This window comes from Amycolatopsis sp. NPDC026612 (genome assembly GCF_040638285.1).
GTDB lineage: Bacteria > Actinomycetota > Actinomycetes > Mycobacteriales > Pseudonocardiaceae > Amycolatopsis.
This window is the reverse complement of record NZ_JBEZYB010000020.1, coordinates 116,949-131,113: the sequence shown is the minus strand read 5'-3', so window position 1 is coordinate 131,113 and position 14,165 is coordinate 116,949. Positions and strand designations below refer to the sequence as shown.

At 71.7% G+C, this 14,165-nt stretch carries 11 protein-coding genes and 1 other RNA gene; 1 reads left to right on the top strand and 11 read right to left on the bottom strand.

The window, feature by feature from the left end:
• Nucleotides 1-23: 23 nt before the first annotated feature.
• Nucleotides 24-1,898, bottom strand: a complete 1,875-nt coding sequence (locus AB0F15_RS20645) for a DNA polymerase III subunit gamma and tau (protein WP_360272361.1) — start codon at nt 1,896-1,898, stop codon at nt 24-26.
• A gap of 43 nt (nt 1,899-1,941) precedes the next feature.
• Entirely contained in the window at nt 1,942-3,504 is a 1,563-nt protein-coding gene (locus tag AB0F15_RS20640) for an ALF repeat-containing protein (protein ID WP_360272358.1), read from the bottom strand.
• 56 nt (nt 3,505-3,560) lie between these two features.
• Here AB0F15_RS20640 and AB0F15_RS20635 point away from each other — a divergent pair, with 56 nt between their 5' ends.
• The gene (locus AB0F15_RS20635) at nt 3,561-4,436 is read left to right on the top strand and encodes a fused MFS/spermidine synthase (protein ID WP_360272355.1); all 876 of its coding nucleotides are present in this window, start codon (nt 3,561-3,563) and stop codon (nt 4,434-4,436) included.
• Nucleotides 4,437-4,722: 286 nt separating this feature from the next.
• Here AB0F15_RS20635 and ffs read toward each other — a convergent pair.
• The 9 genes from ffs to AB0F15_RS20590 all read right to left on the bottom strand — a co-directional run bounded on the left by ffs (nt 4,723) and on the right by AB0F15_RS20590 (nt 14,160).
• An RNA gene (gene ffs / locus AB0F15_RS20630) (signal recognition particle sRNA small type) lies at nt 4,723-4,817 on the bottom strand.
• A 21-nt stretch (nt 4,818-4,838) separates the two neighbouring features.
• Nucleotides 4,839-5,438 (bottom strand): ATP/GTP-binding protein, encoded by a 600-nt coding sequence (locus tag AB0F15_RS20625; RefSeq protein WP_360272352.1) that lies wholly within the window; start codon nt 5,436-5,438, stop codon nt 4,839-4,841.
• Nucleotides 5,416-5,769, bottom strand: a complete 354-nt coding sequence (locus AB0F15_RS20620) for a DUF742 domain-containing protein (RefSeq protein WP_043776019.1) — start codon at nt 5,767-5,769, stop codon at nt 5,416-5,418. Before AB0F15_RS20620 ends, AB0F15_RS20625 begins: the two co-directional genes overlap by 23 nt.
• On the bottom strand, nt 5,769-6,203 hold the full coding sequence (locus AB0F15_RS20615; RefSeq protein ID WP_360272349.1) for a roadblock/LC7 domain-containing protein: 435 nt from the start codon (nt 6,201-6,203) through the stop codon (nt 5,769-5,771). The genes AB0F15_RS20620 and AB0F15_RS20615 overlap by 1 nt, the downstream gene beginning before the upstream one ends.
• On the bottom strand, nt 6,200-8,950 hold the full coding sequence (locus AB0F15_RS20610) for a nitrate- and nitrite sensing domain-containing protein (RefSeq protein ID WP_360272346.1): 2,751 nt from the start codon (nt 8,948-8,950) through the stop codon (nt 6,200-6,202). Before AB0F15_RS20610 ends, AB0F15_RS20615 begins: the two co-directional genes overlap by 4 nt.
• Nucleotides 8,951-8,976: 26 nt before the next feature.
• Nucleotides 8,977-9,765, bottom strand: coding sequence for an ABC transporter ATP-binding protein (locus AB0F15_RS20605; RefSeq protein WP_360272344.1), 789 nt, complete (start codon nt 9,763-9,765; stop codon nt 8,977-8,979).
• Nucleotides 9,762-10,712 carry an ABC transporter permease gene (locus AB0F15_RS20600; protein WP_360272341.1) on the bottom strand — a complete coding sequence of 317 codons (951 nt, stop codon included), beginning with the start codon at nt 10,710-10,712 and terminating at the stop codon, nt 9,762-9,764. The genes AB0F15_RS20605 and AB0F15_RS20600 overlap by 4 nt, the downstream gene beginning before the upstream one ends.
• Nucleotides 10,709-11,722, bottom strand: coding sequence for an ABC transporter substrate-binding protein (locus AB0F15_RS20595; protein ID WP_360272338.1), 1,014 nt, complete (start codon nt 11,720-11,722; stop codon nt 10,709-10,711). Before AB0F15_RS20595 ends, AB0F15_RS20600 begins: the two co-directional genes overlap by 4 nt.
• A 542-nt stretch (nt 11,723-12,264) precedes the next feature.
• Nucleotides 12,265-14,160, bottom strand: a complete 1,896-nt coding sequence (locus AB0F15_RS20590; RefSeq protein ID WP_360272336.1) for a glycosyltransferase family 39 protein — start codon at nt 14,158-14,160, stop codon at nt 12,265-12,267.
• Nucleotides 14,161-14,165 lie beyond the last annotated feature (5 nt).

Here is a 14,165-nt window from a genome sequence, read left to right as displayed (position 1 = left end):
CGCCTGGCGGACCTTGACGTCCTTCAGCTTGTCGCCGGCCGGGCCGGACTGGTTGATGCCGAGGTAGAGCACGTTGAACGGCGGGCGGACCAGCAGGTCAACGTCACGGCGTTGCCCTCGACGGTCGCCACCGTCGCCTGGGTCAGCATCGCCTCGATGCTGCGGCCGCCGGTGAACTTGCGCAACGCGGTCATCAGCTCCGGCCAGATGTTCCGGAGCCCGGCGGCATCCAGCGCGCCCGGTGCCGCGGGTGCGGCGGCCGGCGCGGCCGGGACCGGGTCGGTGGCGGCCGGGGCAGGCGTGCCGCCACCGGGAGCACGCACCGCACCCCAGCCACCGTCGGCCGGCTGGGCCGCGGGAGCGGCGGCAGCCACCGCCGGGACGGGTGTGCCGCCACCGGGGGCACGCGGGGTGCTCCAGCCACCATCGGGAGCAGCGGCAGGCGCACTGCCGCCCGAGGTGGGTGCGGTTTCCCGGCCACCACCAGCGGACACAGCGGCCGCCGGTGCGGGCGTGCCACCGGCGGGCGTACGCGCGGCAGCCCCACCGCCGTTCACGGGCTCGGCGGTGACCGCGCGGGCGGGCGGCTTGACCGGCTCCGGCTCCGCTTCCGGCACCGGCACCGGTGCGGGGCCCGCCGGCGACGGGCGCTGCGAAGGCCGTGAAAACGCGCGTTCCGCGGCCGCGGAACGCACCGGCGGCTCGATCCCGCCCTCGGCGGGTGCGCCGCCCCCGCCGGCCAGGGTGGCCCGGCGCTCCAGCCGCTCGAGCCGGGCCAGCAGCGCCTTTTCCGCTTCGGCCACCGAAGGCAGCAGCATCCGCGCGCACAGCAGCTCGAGCACGAGCCGGGGCGAGGTCGCGCCCCGCATCTCGAGCAATCCATTGTGGACGATGTCGGCGTAGCGCGAGAGGGTGGCGATGCCGATCCGCTGGGCCTGCGCGACCATCCGCGACAGTTCTTCCTCCGGCGCGGACACCAGCCCGCCCGCGGATTCGGGCACCGCGCGCAGCAGCACGAGGTCGCGCAGCCGGTCGAGCAGGTCGGTGGCGAACCGGCGCGGGTCGTGGCCGGCCTCGGTGAGCTGCTCCACCGTGCCGAACACCGTGGCGGCGTCCTCGGTCGCCAGTGCGTCGACCATGTCGTCGATCAGCGCGACGTCGGTGACGCCCAGCAGCGCGACCGCCCGCGGGTACGAAATGCCTTCCGGTCCGGCGCCGGCGAGCAGCTGGTCGAGCACCGACTGCGTGTCCCGCGCCGACCCGCCGCCCGCCCGGATGACCAGCGGGTACACCGCCGGCTCGACCTCGACGCCCTCGGCCGCGATGTTGCGCTCCAGCAGGCTGCGCATCGAGCCCGGCGGGATCAGGCGGAACGGGTAGTGGTGCGTGCGCGAGCGGATGGTGGTGAGCACCTTGTCCGGCTCGGTGGTGGCGAAGATGAAGATGACGTGTTCCGGCGGCTCTTCCACGATCTTCAGCAGGGCGTTGAAGCCCTGCGTGGTGACCATGTGCGCCTCGTCGATGATGAACACGCGGTAGCGCGACTCGGCCGGGGCGTAGAACGCCTTGTCGCGCAGCTCGCGGGCGTCGTCGACCCCACCGTGGCTGGCGGCGTCGAGTTCCGTGACGTCGACGCTGCCCGACCCCTCCGGCGCCAGCGCCTTGCACGAGCTGCACTCGCCGCACGGGTCCGGCGTCGGCCCCTTGGCGCAGTTCAGCGAACGCGCCATGATGCGCGCGCTCGAAGTCTTGCCGCAGCCGCGGGGGCCGGAGAACAGGTAGGCGTGGTTGATCCGCCCGGCGGCCAGCGCCGTGCGGAGGGGTTCGGTCACATGCTCCTGCCCGACGACCTCGGCGAAGGTTGCCGGACGGTACTTGCGGTACAGCGCTAGAGCCACGCCGCGAGACTACCGCCAGGGTCCGACAACCTTCGCCGTGCGGTCAGGAGACCAGCGCGGCCGCCTCGGCGACCAGAGCGTTCACCTTGGCGACGTGCTGGGCGGTGAAGGCGTCCCGGGCCCGCGCCCTGGGCAGCTCGTTGTCCAGGTACGTCTGCAGGCCCGAGTCCGGCCCGTCGAGGACGCCCTGCGCGACCGAGGTCACCTCGGGGCCTTCCGACAGCGTGCGGGTGGCGTACACGCTCAGGTCGATCAGGTGCGTGACGTACTGCCCGTGCGCCAGGAACTCGCGTACGTCGGCGACGGTGCCGTCGAGCGCCTTCTGGGCCGCCGGCTTCGTGCTCGGGCCGCCGGCCGCCATGATCTGGTTCACCTCGACGCGGTCGTCGGCGTCGCGACCCGGGTAGTCACCGGTGCGCAGCAGCGCGGCGACACCTGCGTACGGACCGGCGAGCGCGTTCGTGGCGGCCTGGCGCAGGCCCGGCCGGGCCTTGGGGTCGGCCGCGATCGCCGCGACGGCGGCGCGGTCGTCGGACTCCTGCGCGACGGCGAGACCGCTGCGCACGAACGTGACGACGTCGTCGTCGGAGCCGCTCAGCGCGGCGCGGGCGGCGTTCTTGACGGCGGCGCCGCCGTTGCGCAGCAGGTAGACGGCCGCCTTGCGGCCGTTCGGCACGGTCAGCGCCGGGTCGGCCGCGTCGGCGAGCAGCTTGTCGTTGTCCGTCTTGGCCTGCGCGGCGCGGGCCGCGGCTTCGCGGGCCTGCTGCTGAGCGGTGGCTTCGGCGCCCGCGGCGGCCCGGCCGTCCTGCTGGTTCTTGGCCTGCTGGGCGGCGAGCCGGTCGGCGTTCGCCTTGCGCGCGTCCGAAGCGATCTTCGCGGCCTCTTCCGCGGCGAGCTTCACCACGAGGGGACGGTGGCGGGCCGCGGCCGCCTTGGCCCCGTCGAGCCGGCCCTGGACCGCGGTGACTTCGGCGTCGTTGTTCGCGGCGACCTGCTGCCACCGGGAGAGGAAGTACCGGACGTCGGCCGGGGTGCCGTCGAGCGCCGTCTGCGCGGCGGCCTTGACCTCCGGGCCGCCGGCGGCCATGACCTGGTTGACCGTGAGCCGGTCGTCGACGTCCTTGGCCTGCTGCAGGCCCGTCTCGAGGAAGGCGCGCACGTCGGCGGCCGTGCCGTCGAGCGCCCGCTGGGCCCGGGCCTGGACCGTCGGGCCGCCGGAATTCCCGGCCTGCAAGACGGCGATCCGGTCGTCCGCGATCCGGGCCTGGGCCAGGCCGTGGGCCAGGAACTCGCGGATGTCGGCCTGGCTGCCGTCGAGCGCCTGCTGGGCGGCGCGCTTGGTGACCGGGCCACCGGCGGACATGGCCTGGGCGACGAGGACCCGCTCGTCGTCGTTCTGGGCCCGCTCGCGACCGGTGGTCAGGAAGGTCTGCAGGTCCGCCGGTGAGCCGAGCAGCGCCGCTTCGGCGGCCCGGGCCACGCCGGGGCCGCCGGTCTCGAGCAGCGAGACGGCTTGGGCCCGGTCGGGCAGGACATCCGCGGCCGCCGGCGTCGCGAAGACACCGGCGGCGAGAGCCGCGGCAATGATTACTGCGTTCGCACGCAAGGTGAAACCCCCTCGATCGATGATCGTTCCGTTCCCTTATCGCGCGAGCGGTCGGAATGTTTCCGATAACCTCGGACTTCGTGAGCCGTACGCGGAAGCCCGAACCGGTGCCTGGGCGGTACCCGGTGCGGTTCGGCACGGCGGAGCTGGTCCGGGACACGGGTCGCGGCAACGCCTGGCTGGTGTCGGTCGGCGGGGTCGCGCAGTCGTACGTCGACCTCGACGATCCGGGCCACCTGGAGTTCGACTACGTCCGCCGGTTCGGGGACGTGGTGGACCGGCTGCCGCCGGGACAGCTGGACGCGCTCCACATCGGCGGGGCGGCGTGCACGCTGCCCCGGTACGTCGCGGCGTCGCGGCCGGGGTCGCGGCAGCTGGTGTTCGACGCCGACGGCGAGCTGGTGGAGCTGGTCCGCACCCAGCTGGGGCTGCGGGTGCCGGGCTTGCGCGTCCGGGTGACGGACGGCCGCGAGGGCCTGGCGACGCGCCGGGACGATTCGGCGGACCTGGTGGTGGTCGACGCGTTCGAGCGGGCCACGCTGGCCGGCGGCCTGGCGACCCTGGAGGCAACCCAGGCGATCGCGGCCATCCTCCGCCCCCAGGGCGTCTACCTGGCGAACATCACGGACGGCTCGGGCCTCCCCTTCGCCCGCCGTTTCCTGGCAACGCTACTGGCAGTCTTCCCGGAGGTCCTGCTACTGGCCGACCCAGGAGTCCTCCGCGGCCGCCGTTTCGGCAACCTGGTCCTGGCCGCCTCAACAACCGAACTCCCCACAGCAGAGCTGGCGCAGCAAACAGCCTCAGCCCCCTTCCCAGCAAGGTGCATAACGGGCCCAGAGCTCCAAAAAATGGCAGCAAAAGCACCCCCCATAACCGACGCAAACGCCCCCCAGCCCCCCAACCCCCCAACCGACATCCTGGGCCTGTTCTGATCCCAGCGCCCCAAGGTGGCCTTGGGTGCGTTCAACGCACCGAAGGCCACATTGGGTGCGTTCAACGCACCGAAGGCCACATTGGGGCGCTCAACCCGCCCCCGCCCCCGCCCGCCCCGCCCCGCCAGACCGCAGGAAAATCACAGCAAGTTCGCAGGTCACGAAAGCACGGCAGCCCTCCCAGGCCGCGCGTGAGGCACCGTGGGGGTCCGGGGGCTCGGCCCCCGGGCAGAAGAACGAAGTGAAGGCCCGGCGAAGGGGCGAAGCCCCGAAGCAGGAGCCGAAAAGAAGGGGACCCCGCGCACCCGTCAGAGCCTGCTTATCCTTGCTGCCTTCCGGCCCTGGGGAGGTTCACAGGGTGGACGCCGCGCGGGGTCCGTGGTCAAGTGTAGCGGGCCCGGATCAAGCCCCTGCACCTGCCTGGGCTCGTGCCCTCTTGAACGTGTTGTGCAGCACCGCCAGCAGCGCGTCTCGCACTGACAGCTTCTGCCGGGCGTCGAACGTGATCAGGGGGACGTCGTCGCTGACCGCCAGTGCCCAGCGGATGTCGTCGAGGTTGTGGCCGAGGGATCCGTCGAACATGTTGACCGCCACCACGAACGGCAGGCCCGCGTTCTCGAAGTAGTCGACTGCCGGGTAGCAGTCGTCCATGCGGCGGGTGTCCACGATCACCAGTGCGCCCAGTGCGCCGTGGACCAGGTCCTGCCACATGAAGCCGAAGCGGTCCTGGCCGGGTGTGCCGAACAGGTACAGCTTGACTTCGTCGTCGATCGTGATGCAGCCGAAGTCGAGCGCGACCGTTGTCGTGGTCTTGGCCGGGACGTGGCCGGTGCTGTCCACGGAAGCGGCCACGGAGGTGATCGCGGCCTCCGTCGTGAGTGGCTTGATCTCCGAGATGGACGAGACCGCCGTTGTCTTGCCGACGCCGAAGCCGCCCGCGATGACGATCTTGACCGGGGCCGGGGGCCGGGTGCCCGGTTCAGTGAATGGCTTCGAGTCCACGAATGACCCTTTCGATCATGCCGAGGTCGTGCGAGTTGTGGTTGCCCGGCCGGCGGACGACGACGTAGCCGAGTTCGGCGAGGTCGGCGACCAGCACCCTGGCCACGCCGATGTGCAGGCCGAGCATGGCGGCCACCTCGGCGACCGACATCGTGTTCCGGCACAGGGAAACGATTTCCTGGCGTTCGAACGTGAGCTTCGGGTGCGACGCCGCCCCGAGGCGGGACGTCATCACCTGCGCCTCGATTTCGAGGCTCTGGTCGACCGGCTGGGCGCGCCCCGAGGTCATCAGGTACGGCCGCAGCAGGGAGATGTCCGGTTCCTCGGACATCACGACCCCACAGTGTTCTTGAGCTCCTCGATCAGGCCGGGCGTGAGGACTTCGGTGGCGCGGTTGGCGAACATCGCCATCTCGTAGGCGATGGTGCCGAGGCTGGCCTGCTTGTTGGCGAGGACGCCCAGCGAGCAGCCGATGCTGATGGTGCAGACGAGCAGGTAGCCGTACTCGAGCTCGATGATCACCTTGTCCGGTGCGCCGAGCGGGTGGCTTTCGGAGACGCCGTGGGCCAGGCCGAGCATGGCGGAGGAGATCGCGGCGAGGCGGTCGGCGTTGGAGCGCTCGAGTTCCGAGGACACCGCGATCAGCAAGCCGTCGGCCGAGACCGCGATGGCGGCTATCGCGCCCGCGGTGTGCTGCGCGAAGCGGCTCACCAGCCAGTTGAAGTTCTGGGCTTCGACACTGACGCCAGGTGCGGGGATGCTCATTTCCTGCTCTCTTCTCCTCGTTCCATCACACGACCGGCGACCACGCCTTGGGGCGGGCTGTCTGCCGTCACGTCCTCCGCCTTGGCGAGGCCGGCGGCGAACGCGTCGAACGCCGCCCGCTCGGCCGCCGGGTCCCGCCTGGTGCGGTTGACGACGGCGCGGGCGGGTGGCCGCCCCGCGGTCTGCTGACGCAGGCCGGGGGCGAGCTGGGCGCCGGGGACGCGGCGGATCAGGCCGTCCCGCGACAGCGCGGCGGCCGTGATCGGGGCCGTGGCCACCGGCGACGAGTCCACGGGGACGTGGACCGGGAGAGGGGACACGGGTTCGGTCACGACGGTGGGCGGCGCGGACGGCGGGTCGCTCGTCAGGGCGTTGACCTCGGCGGCCTTCGCGAAAGCGCTCGCGAAGCCGTCCATCGCGGCCTTGGTCGCGTCCGGGTCGTGCCGCGGTTTGGGGTCCTCGGTCACCGGCGCCGACGTGCCCGGTCGGGGCAGCTGGGCGCCGCGGATCCGGCGGCGCAGGCCGCCACGGGATTCCGCCGCCGCCTCCCCCGCCGGCTCGGGTGCTTCGGCGGGCTTGGCGTCGGGTTCGGCGTCCGGCCACACCGGTTCCAGCTCGCGGAACCAGCGGAAGCCGTTGCCGTGGCCGAGCAGCGCCGGGATCGCCGGCGCCGGCAGTTCGGTGGGCCGGTCGAGGACCGGCTCGGGCACCGGCGGCCGGAATTCGGCCAGGTCGGCCAGACTGGCGGGCGCCGCGTGGCGGGGCGGCGACGACGGTGACGGCGCGGCCGGCGCCGGGATGGCGGGTGACGGCTCGGGCTTCGTGCGCAGCTCGGCGCGGTGGGTGAACAGCGACGCCGGGATGATCAGCCGTGCGGTCACGCCGCCGGTGGTCGGCGTCGCGAGCAGCTCGACCCCCAGCTCGTGGCGCCGCGCGAGGCGGCCGACCACGAACAGGCCGAGCACACTCGTCGGCGCCAGCTCCAGGCGTTCGCGTTCGACGAGCCGCTTGTTCTCTTCGGCGAGCTTCTCCGCGGTCATGCCGATGCCGTGGTCGACGATGTTCACCAGGCAGGCGCCGTCGGCGAGCAGCATGGTGTCCACTTCGACCATCGAACCCGGCGGCGAGAACGACGTCGCGTTCTCCAGCAGCTCGGCGAAGACGAGCACCAGGTCGGCGCCCAGCGCCGAGGAAAGCAGGATCTCGGCGACGACACCGAGCTTGACGCGCTGGTAGTCCTCGATTTCGGCGAGGGCGGAGCGCAGGGCGGTCGGCAGCTCGATCGGGCCGGCGATGCGGGTCTCGTCGCGGGTGCCGGACACCACGAGCAGGTTGTCGGCGTTGCGGCGCAGGCGGGTGGAGAGGTGGTCGAGCCGGTAGAGGCTGGCCAGCAGCCGGGTGTCCTGTTCGTTGCGTTCGACCTCGTCGATCAGGGCGAGCTGGCGGCCGACGAGGTTCTGCGTGCGCTTAGCGACGTTCGCGAACATCAGGCTGGTGTTGCGCCGGGTGAGCGCCTGGCGTTCGACCAGCTCGGCCGCGGTGGTCTGGACCCGGTTGAACGCGGCGGCGAGCTTGCCGAGCTCGTCGTCGGAGACGACGTCGATGGTGGCCAGCCGCGGGACCTGCTCCTCGGCCGCCTCGGTGTCGGTCACGCGGACGAGCTCGGTGCCGGCGAGGTCGGCGACCGACGTCGCCGCGGTGGTCAGCTGGCGCAGCGGCCCGGCGATCGAGCGGGACACCGCGACGGCGAGGAAGGCGACCAGCAGGAACAGCCCGCCGGCGCCGAGGCCGACCGTCCAGGCCAGGCGGGTCGCGGCACTGGCCCGGCCTGCCGCCGAGTCGGCGATCTCGCCGATGACCCGTTCCTGCACCAGTTTCCGCTGGCCCGCCTGGCTTTCCGAGGCCTTGAGGACGTCGGTGACGTACTGGGTGGTGCCTGCCGCGTCCCGCGGGTTGCCGATCTGGGCGGCGAGCTCCTCGATCCGGCGGCCCGCTTCACTCGCCTCGACGTTGACGACCAGTGCGGCCTGCTCGCTGTCGGCTTCGTCGTCGGCCTGCTGGACGAACCGGTCGGTGAAGATCGGCGCCTGCTGGGTCGCGTCGTCCAGGATGGACCGGCCGGCCTCGGGCGACACCGCCGTCACGATCAACGCCATGCCCCGCAGCGAGTTCTCCTCGTTCGAGCGCAGCAGCGCCTCCAGCGCGGACAGCTCACGGGTGCCCTCGGCGTCGTCGCTGAGCTGCGGGACGAGCCGCAGCGAGTCGATCACCGCACCGATCACCGCGTGGTAGGTGCGGGCGACGCTGTCGAGCGCGACCCCGCGGCGCAGCGCGTTCTGCCGCAGCTCGGCGAGCGAGCCGATCCGCGTCAGCGCCGCGGACAGCTCGTCCGGCGCGTCGGCATCGAGCGACTTCCGCACGTCCTCGACCGCCGTGTCGACCGTCTTCTGCTGCTGGAGCATCTGGTCGGCCGGCATCGACGGCGTGGCGACGTACGCACCCGTCAGCAGCCGTTCGCGCTGCAGCTGCCAGACCAGCCCGCCGAGCTGCTGGGTGTACCGCGCCACCGTCGCCGACTGGTCGGCCGCGCCGGCGCTGTTCGCCTGGGTCAGCACGAACGGCACCGACACCAGCACCACCGCGACCAGCGGGGGCAGGAGCAGCAGGTTCAGCTTGCCGCGAATACCGAGCCGGGCGAGAAAACCCCCGCCACCGGCCCGTTTCGCGACCGGCCTGCCGTGTCTCATCCCGCCACCTTCCCCGTCTTCCGTTCTCACTCGACCGCGGCCACCCGGCTCACGTGGCCCCGGTGCTGCTCGCGGACCAGGTCCTCGATCCGGGCGCGCAGCGCGAGGAACCGCGGTTCGCGCTTCACCGCCAGGCCGCGCTCGGCGGGCAGGCCCACCTCGACGTCGGCGGCGATCCGGCCCGGGTCGGAGGCGAGCACCACCACCCGGCCGCCGAGGAACACCGCTTCCTCGACGTCGTGGGTGACCATCAGCACCGTGGTGCCGGTGTCGGCCCACACCTGGCGGATCAGCACCTGCATGTCCTCTTTGGTCTGGACGTCCAGCGCGCCGAAGGGTTCGTCGAGCAGCAGAACTTCCGGTTCGCAGGCCAGCGCGCGGGCGATCGCGACGCGTTGCTTCTGGCCGCCGGACAGCTGCTTCGGCAGCGACTTCCGCACGGCTTCGAGCCCGGTCTCGGCCAGGTACCAGTCGATGCGCTTGGCGCGCTCGGCCGAGTCGAGGGCGAGCAGTTCGAGGCCGAACGCGACGTTCTTCTCGACGCTGCGCCACGGGTAGAGCGCGCCGGCCTGGAAGACGAGCCCGCGGTCCGGCCCGGGCCCGGTCACGGGCACGCCGTCGAGCACGATCTCGCCCTCGGTCGGCCGGCTGAGCCCGGCCACCAGCGACAGCAGCGTCGACTTGCCCGAGCCGCTCGCGCCGACGACGCAGACGAACTCGCCGCGCAGCACTTCGAGGTCGACGCCGTCGAGGGCGCGCGTGACCCGGCCGCGGACGGTGTAGTCCTTGGCGACGTTCCGCAGCTCCAGCGTCATGCCGCCCACTTCCCGACCCGCGTGCGCAGCAGGCGCAGCAGGACGTCGATTCCGAGCCCGGAGATCCCGATGACCACGAGCACCGCGAAGATCTTGTCGGTCTGCACGAACCGCGCCGCGCGCACGATCCGGTAGCCGAGGCCCGCCGAGGAGTTGATCAGCTCGGCGACGACCACGAAGTTCCACGCCGCGGCGGCGTTGACCCGGATCGCGTCGATCATGCCCGGCAGCGAGTGCGGCACGACGATCTTGCGCAGCACTTCGCCCCGGCGCGCGCCGAGCGTGTAGGAGACGTCGATGAGCGAGCTGGGCACGCCGCGGACGACGTCGGCGGTCATCAGCGTGTTGAAGAACACCGTCCCGATGAAGAGGATGGCGATCTTCGACGGCTCGCCGAGACCGAGCCAGATGATCAGCAGCGAGATGAACGCACTCGCCGGCAGGTAGCGCATCAGCCCGATCAGCGGCTCGAAGAACGCCTGCCCCGCAGCGAAGGAGCCCATCAGGATGCCGAGCGGCACGGAGACGAGCACCGCGAGGCCGAAACCTTCGAGCACCCGCTGGGTGGTCGTCCAGAGATCGTCGAAGAGCTCACCGGTGCTCGCCATGTCCACCCCGGCCTTGAGCACCGCGGCCGGGGACGGCAGAAACGTCGGATCGACGGCCCCGCTGACGCCCAGCACGACCCACGCCAGGAACGGGATGACGAACGACAGCACCGCGAGCGTCCAGCGGGACGCCGCGGAAATGGGCGTGCGCAAGGAGAAAAGCGGCGAAGCGGACGGCTTCAGCCCGGCCCGGCGGGGCAGCGGCGACCAGTCGGGGCGTCCGCCGCCCGTCCGGCCGGCCTCCTGCTGTTCGGCGAGCCGCTGTTCGGCTTCCTGCGCCTCGGCGGCCCGCGCCTCGGCCGTGCTCGCCGGGGTGGTGCGCTGGGTCGGACCGGTCACTGGGGGGCGGCCTTCACGAACTGGTCTTCGAACAGGCCGTCGAGCGACGGCCGCTGCTGCGCGAGCCCGGTGGTGACGATGAAGTCGATGATCTTGTTCGCCTGGAAGTCGAGGTGCTGCGCGGTGACGCCCGGGGTGAACGCGTCGATGTTCTGCTGCCGCGTGAAGATCGTGGTGCCGGCGTCGTAGGACTTGTAGTCCGCATCGGACACGCCACCACGCTTGGCCATGATCTGCACGGCCGCGTCCTTGTTGTTCTTGATCCAGGTCAGCGTCTCGAACCAGGTGTCGACCAGCGCCTGTACGTCCTTCGGGTGGTCCTTGACCAGCTTCTGCGACGTGACGAGGTGGTCCGGGATGGCGCCGGGGAACTCGGCCGACGAGGAGATCGCGCGGCTGCCCGGGCGCTCCAGCGCCGTCGAGGTGAACGGCGCGAACGCGGCGACCGCGTCGACCTGGCCGCTCTTGAACGCGGCCGCCGCGGCGTCGGTCGGGAGGTTGACCAGCTGGATGTCCTTTTCGGTCAGTTTCGCCGACTGCAGCGCGAGCAGCAGCAGGTAGTGGTCGACCGCGCCCTGCTCGACGGCGACCTTCTTGCCCTTGAGGTCGGCGATGCTGGTGATCCCGTCCCGCGCGATGATCTTGTCGTTGCCGGTGGAGTTGTCGTTCACCAGGACGATCGACAGCTTGGCGCCGCCGGAGACCGACGACAGCGTGTCGTTGAGGGTCTGGCTGTTGGCGTCGATGGCGCCGCTGGAGAGGGCGTTGATGCTGTCGGTGTAGTTGTCGAAGTACTTGAGGTCGACGTTGACGCCGTTCTTCGCGAACAGCCCCTGTTCCTGCGCCACCTGCCAGGGGAACCAGCCCGGCCAGGCGCTGAACCCGAGGGTGATCTTGCTGCCGCCACCGGAGGCGGCGCTGTCACTGCACCCCGAAAGCGCGGTGACCCCGGCGAGGGTGAGCAACGTCAGGAGCACCGTCAGCAGACGGGGGCGAGGACGGGAAATCACAACGAACTCCAAGTTGCGGGGGAAGTGGAGTGGTGCCGTACCAAAGGGGGAATTGCGGTGCTCGGGACTACGACTGGTGACGATGGGAAGGGCCGATCGGGTCATCGCGAGAGAACACGCGCCGCCCCTGTCCCTCTCCCGGCGGGGAGCCTAGCGACTAGCACAAGATCTCCACAACGTCCGACCACTTCAGCCGAACGAGTGACCACCAGTTGGGTCAACCAGCGCGATTCGAGTGATTCAAGACCAATTTCGACCGGATTCCTGTCGGCCGACCGGTCAAGATCGCGGATCGCAGCCGCGGCCACGACGTGGCACCGCGCGACCGATAGGCGCTAGTCGTCACGGCGGCAGCGGGGAGTGCCGAGATCATCACCGACAGCGAAAGCACGGATCCGAACGGTCGTTCGGAATGCGCCGGCCACCGAAGCCGGAATCGAACACCTGTCCGCATCCGCCGATACCGCACCGGTCTGGGATACGCCCAATGATTCCCGACTGTTAACACGCTGGAAACAATTCGGCGGCGCCGCCTATTTCGATCAGCCGACAGATTTGGTCAGGTCGTAAACGGTGGTGCCCCCGGCGGTGACCGGGGCGAAGTTCTGCTCGACCCAGGTCTGGATTTCGCCGGCGGTCCCGCGACCGCCCCCGAAGCCACCGCGGCCGCCGGTGACGTAGTAGTGGATGTCGCCGTCGGCGACGTACTGCTGGAACTGCCGGAGCGTCGGCGCCGGGTCGCTGCCGCTGAAGCCGCCGATCGCGAGCACCGGCCGTCCGCTCGCCAGCGCCAGGCCGGCCGCCTGCATCGCGCCGCTCTGCGCCGCGGCCCACTTAGTCGTCGTGTTCTTCAGCAGGTCGATCACCGCGGTATCGGTCTCCCCCGCACCGAACCCCCGCTGGCCGCCGCCGAAGCCGCGGCCACTCGCGACGGCCGGGCCGGACGACGGCGTTCCCCCGTTGTGCGCGGTCGCCGCCGTGGCCAGCGTGAAGGACGTCGTCCCGAGCAGTGCCCCGCACAGCCCGAGCACGGCCACGACCGGGCCGAGCCGCCGGACCCGGTCGGCACCGAAGAGCAGCCCCGCGACCGCGGCGGCGCCGAGCACCAGGAGCGTGTAGCGGATCCACGGCTGCCAGTCCGGCGTCCGCGCGAGGAGCACGAAACCCCAGACGGCGGTCACCGCGAGCAGGACGGCGAGCACCGCGCGGGCCGCGAAGTTCGCCCGTCCGTGCCACAGCTCCCGCGCGGAGATCGCCAGCGTGGCGGCGATCCCGGGCGCCAGCGCGACCGTGTAGTACGGGTGGATGATGCCGCTCATGTAGCTGAACACCAGCGCGGTGACCACCAGCCAGCCGCCCCACAGCAGCAGCGCCGCCCGCGTCCGGTCGGTGCGGGGCGCGCGGCGCGTGAACCACAGTCCGGCGACCAGCCCGACGACCGCGGCGGGCAGCAGCCACGACGCCTCGCCGCCGAACTCGCCACCGAACAACCGCGTCAGACCGGCCTGGCCGCCGAACCCGCCACCGAACCCGCGGCCGCCGGCGGGCAGGTCCAGACCGGCGGGCGGGGTGACCGCCCCGCCACCGCCACCGCCGCGTCCTTCGCCCAGGATCCGGCCGAGCCCGTTGTAGCCGAAGGCCAGTTCCAGCACGGTGTTGTCGGTCGACCCGCTGATGTAGGGCCGGTCCGCGACCGGCCACAGCGCGACGACGACGATCCACCAGCCCGCGGAGACGAGCACCGCGCCCGCCGCGGCGCACAGCTGGCCGATCCGGCGGCCGAGCGACGTCGGCGCCGCGAAGGCGTACGCCAGCACGAACGCCGGCAGCACCAGGAAGGCCTGCAGCATCTTGTCGAGGAACCCGAAGCCGATCGCCACCCCGGCGAGCAGCAGCCACTTCGTGCTCGCGTGTTCCAGGGCACGCACCACGCAGTACGCGCCGGCGACGAGCAGCAGCACGAGGAAGGCGTCGGGGTTGTCGTAGCGGAACATGAGCGCGGCGACCGGCGTCAGCGCGAGCCCGGCCCCGGCCAGCAGCCCGGCACCCGGACCCGACAGCCGTCGCACGGCGAGGTAGAGCAGCCCGACCGACGCGACGCCGGCGAGCGCGTCCGGCACGAGCAGGCTCCAGCTGGAGAAGCCGAACAGCCGGCCGGACAGCCCCATCACCCACAGGGAGAACGGCGGTTTGTCGACGGTGACGACGTTGCCCGGGTCGAGTGAACCGAAGAACAGCGCCTTCCAGCTCCACGTGCCGGCCTGCACGGCCATGGCGTAGAAGTCGTTCGCCCAACCCGTCTTCGCCAGGTCCCACAGGTAGAGCAGGCCGGTGCCGAGCAGGAGCGCGGCGACGGAGGGCTTGACCCACCGCGGCTCGCCGGTGGCGGCGGGGGGCGTGGGCTGGGCGTGTTCGGGCGCCGACAGCGTGGTCGTCATGGCCT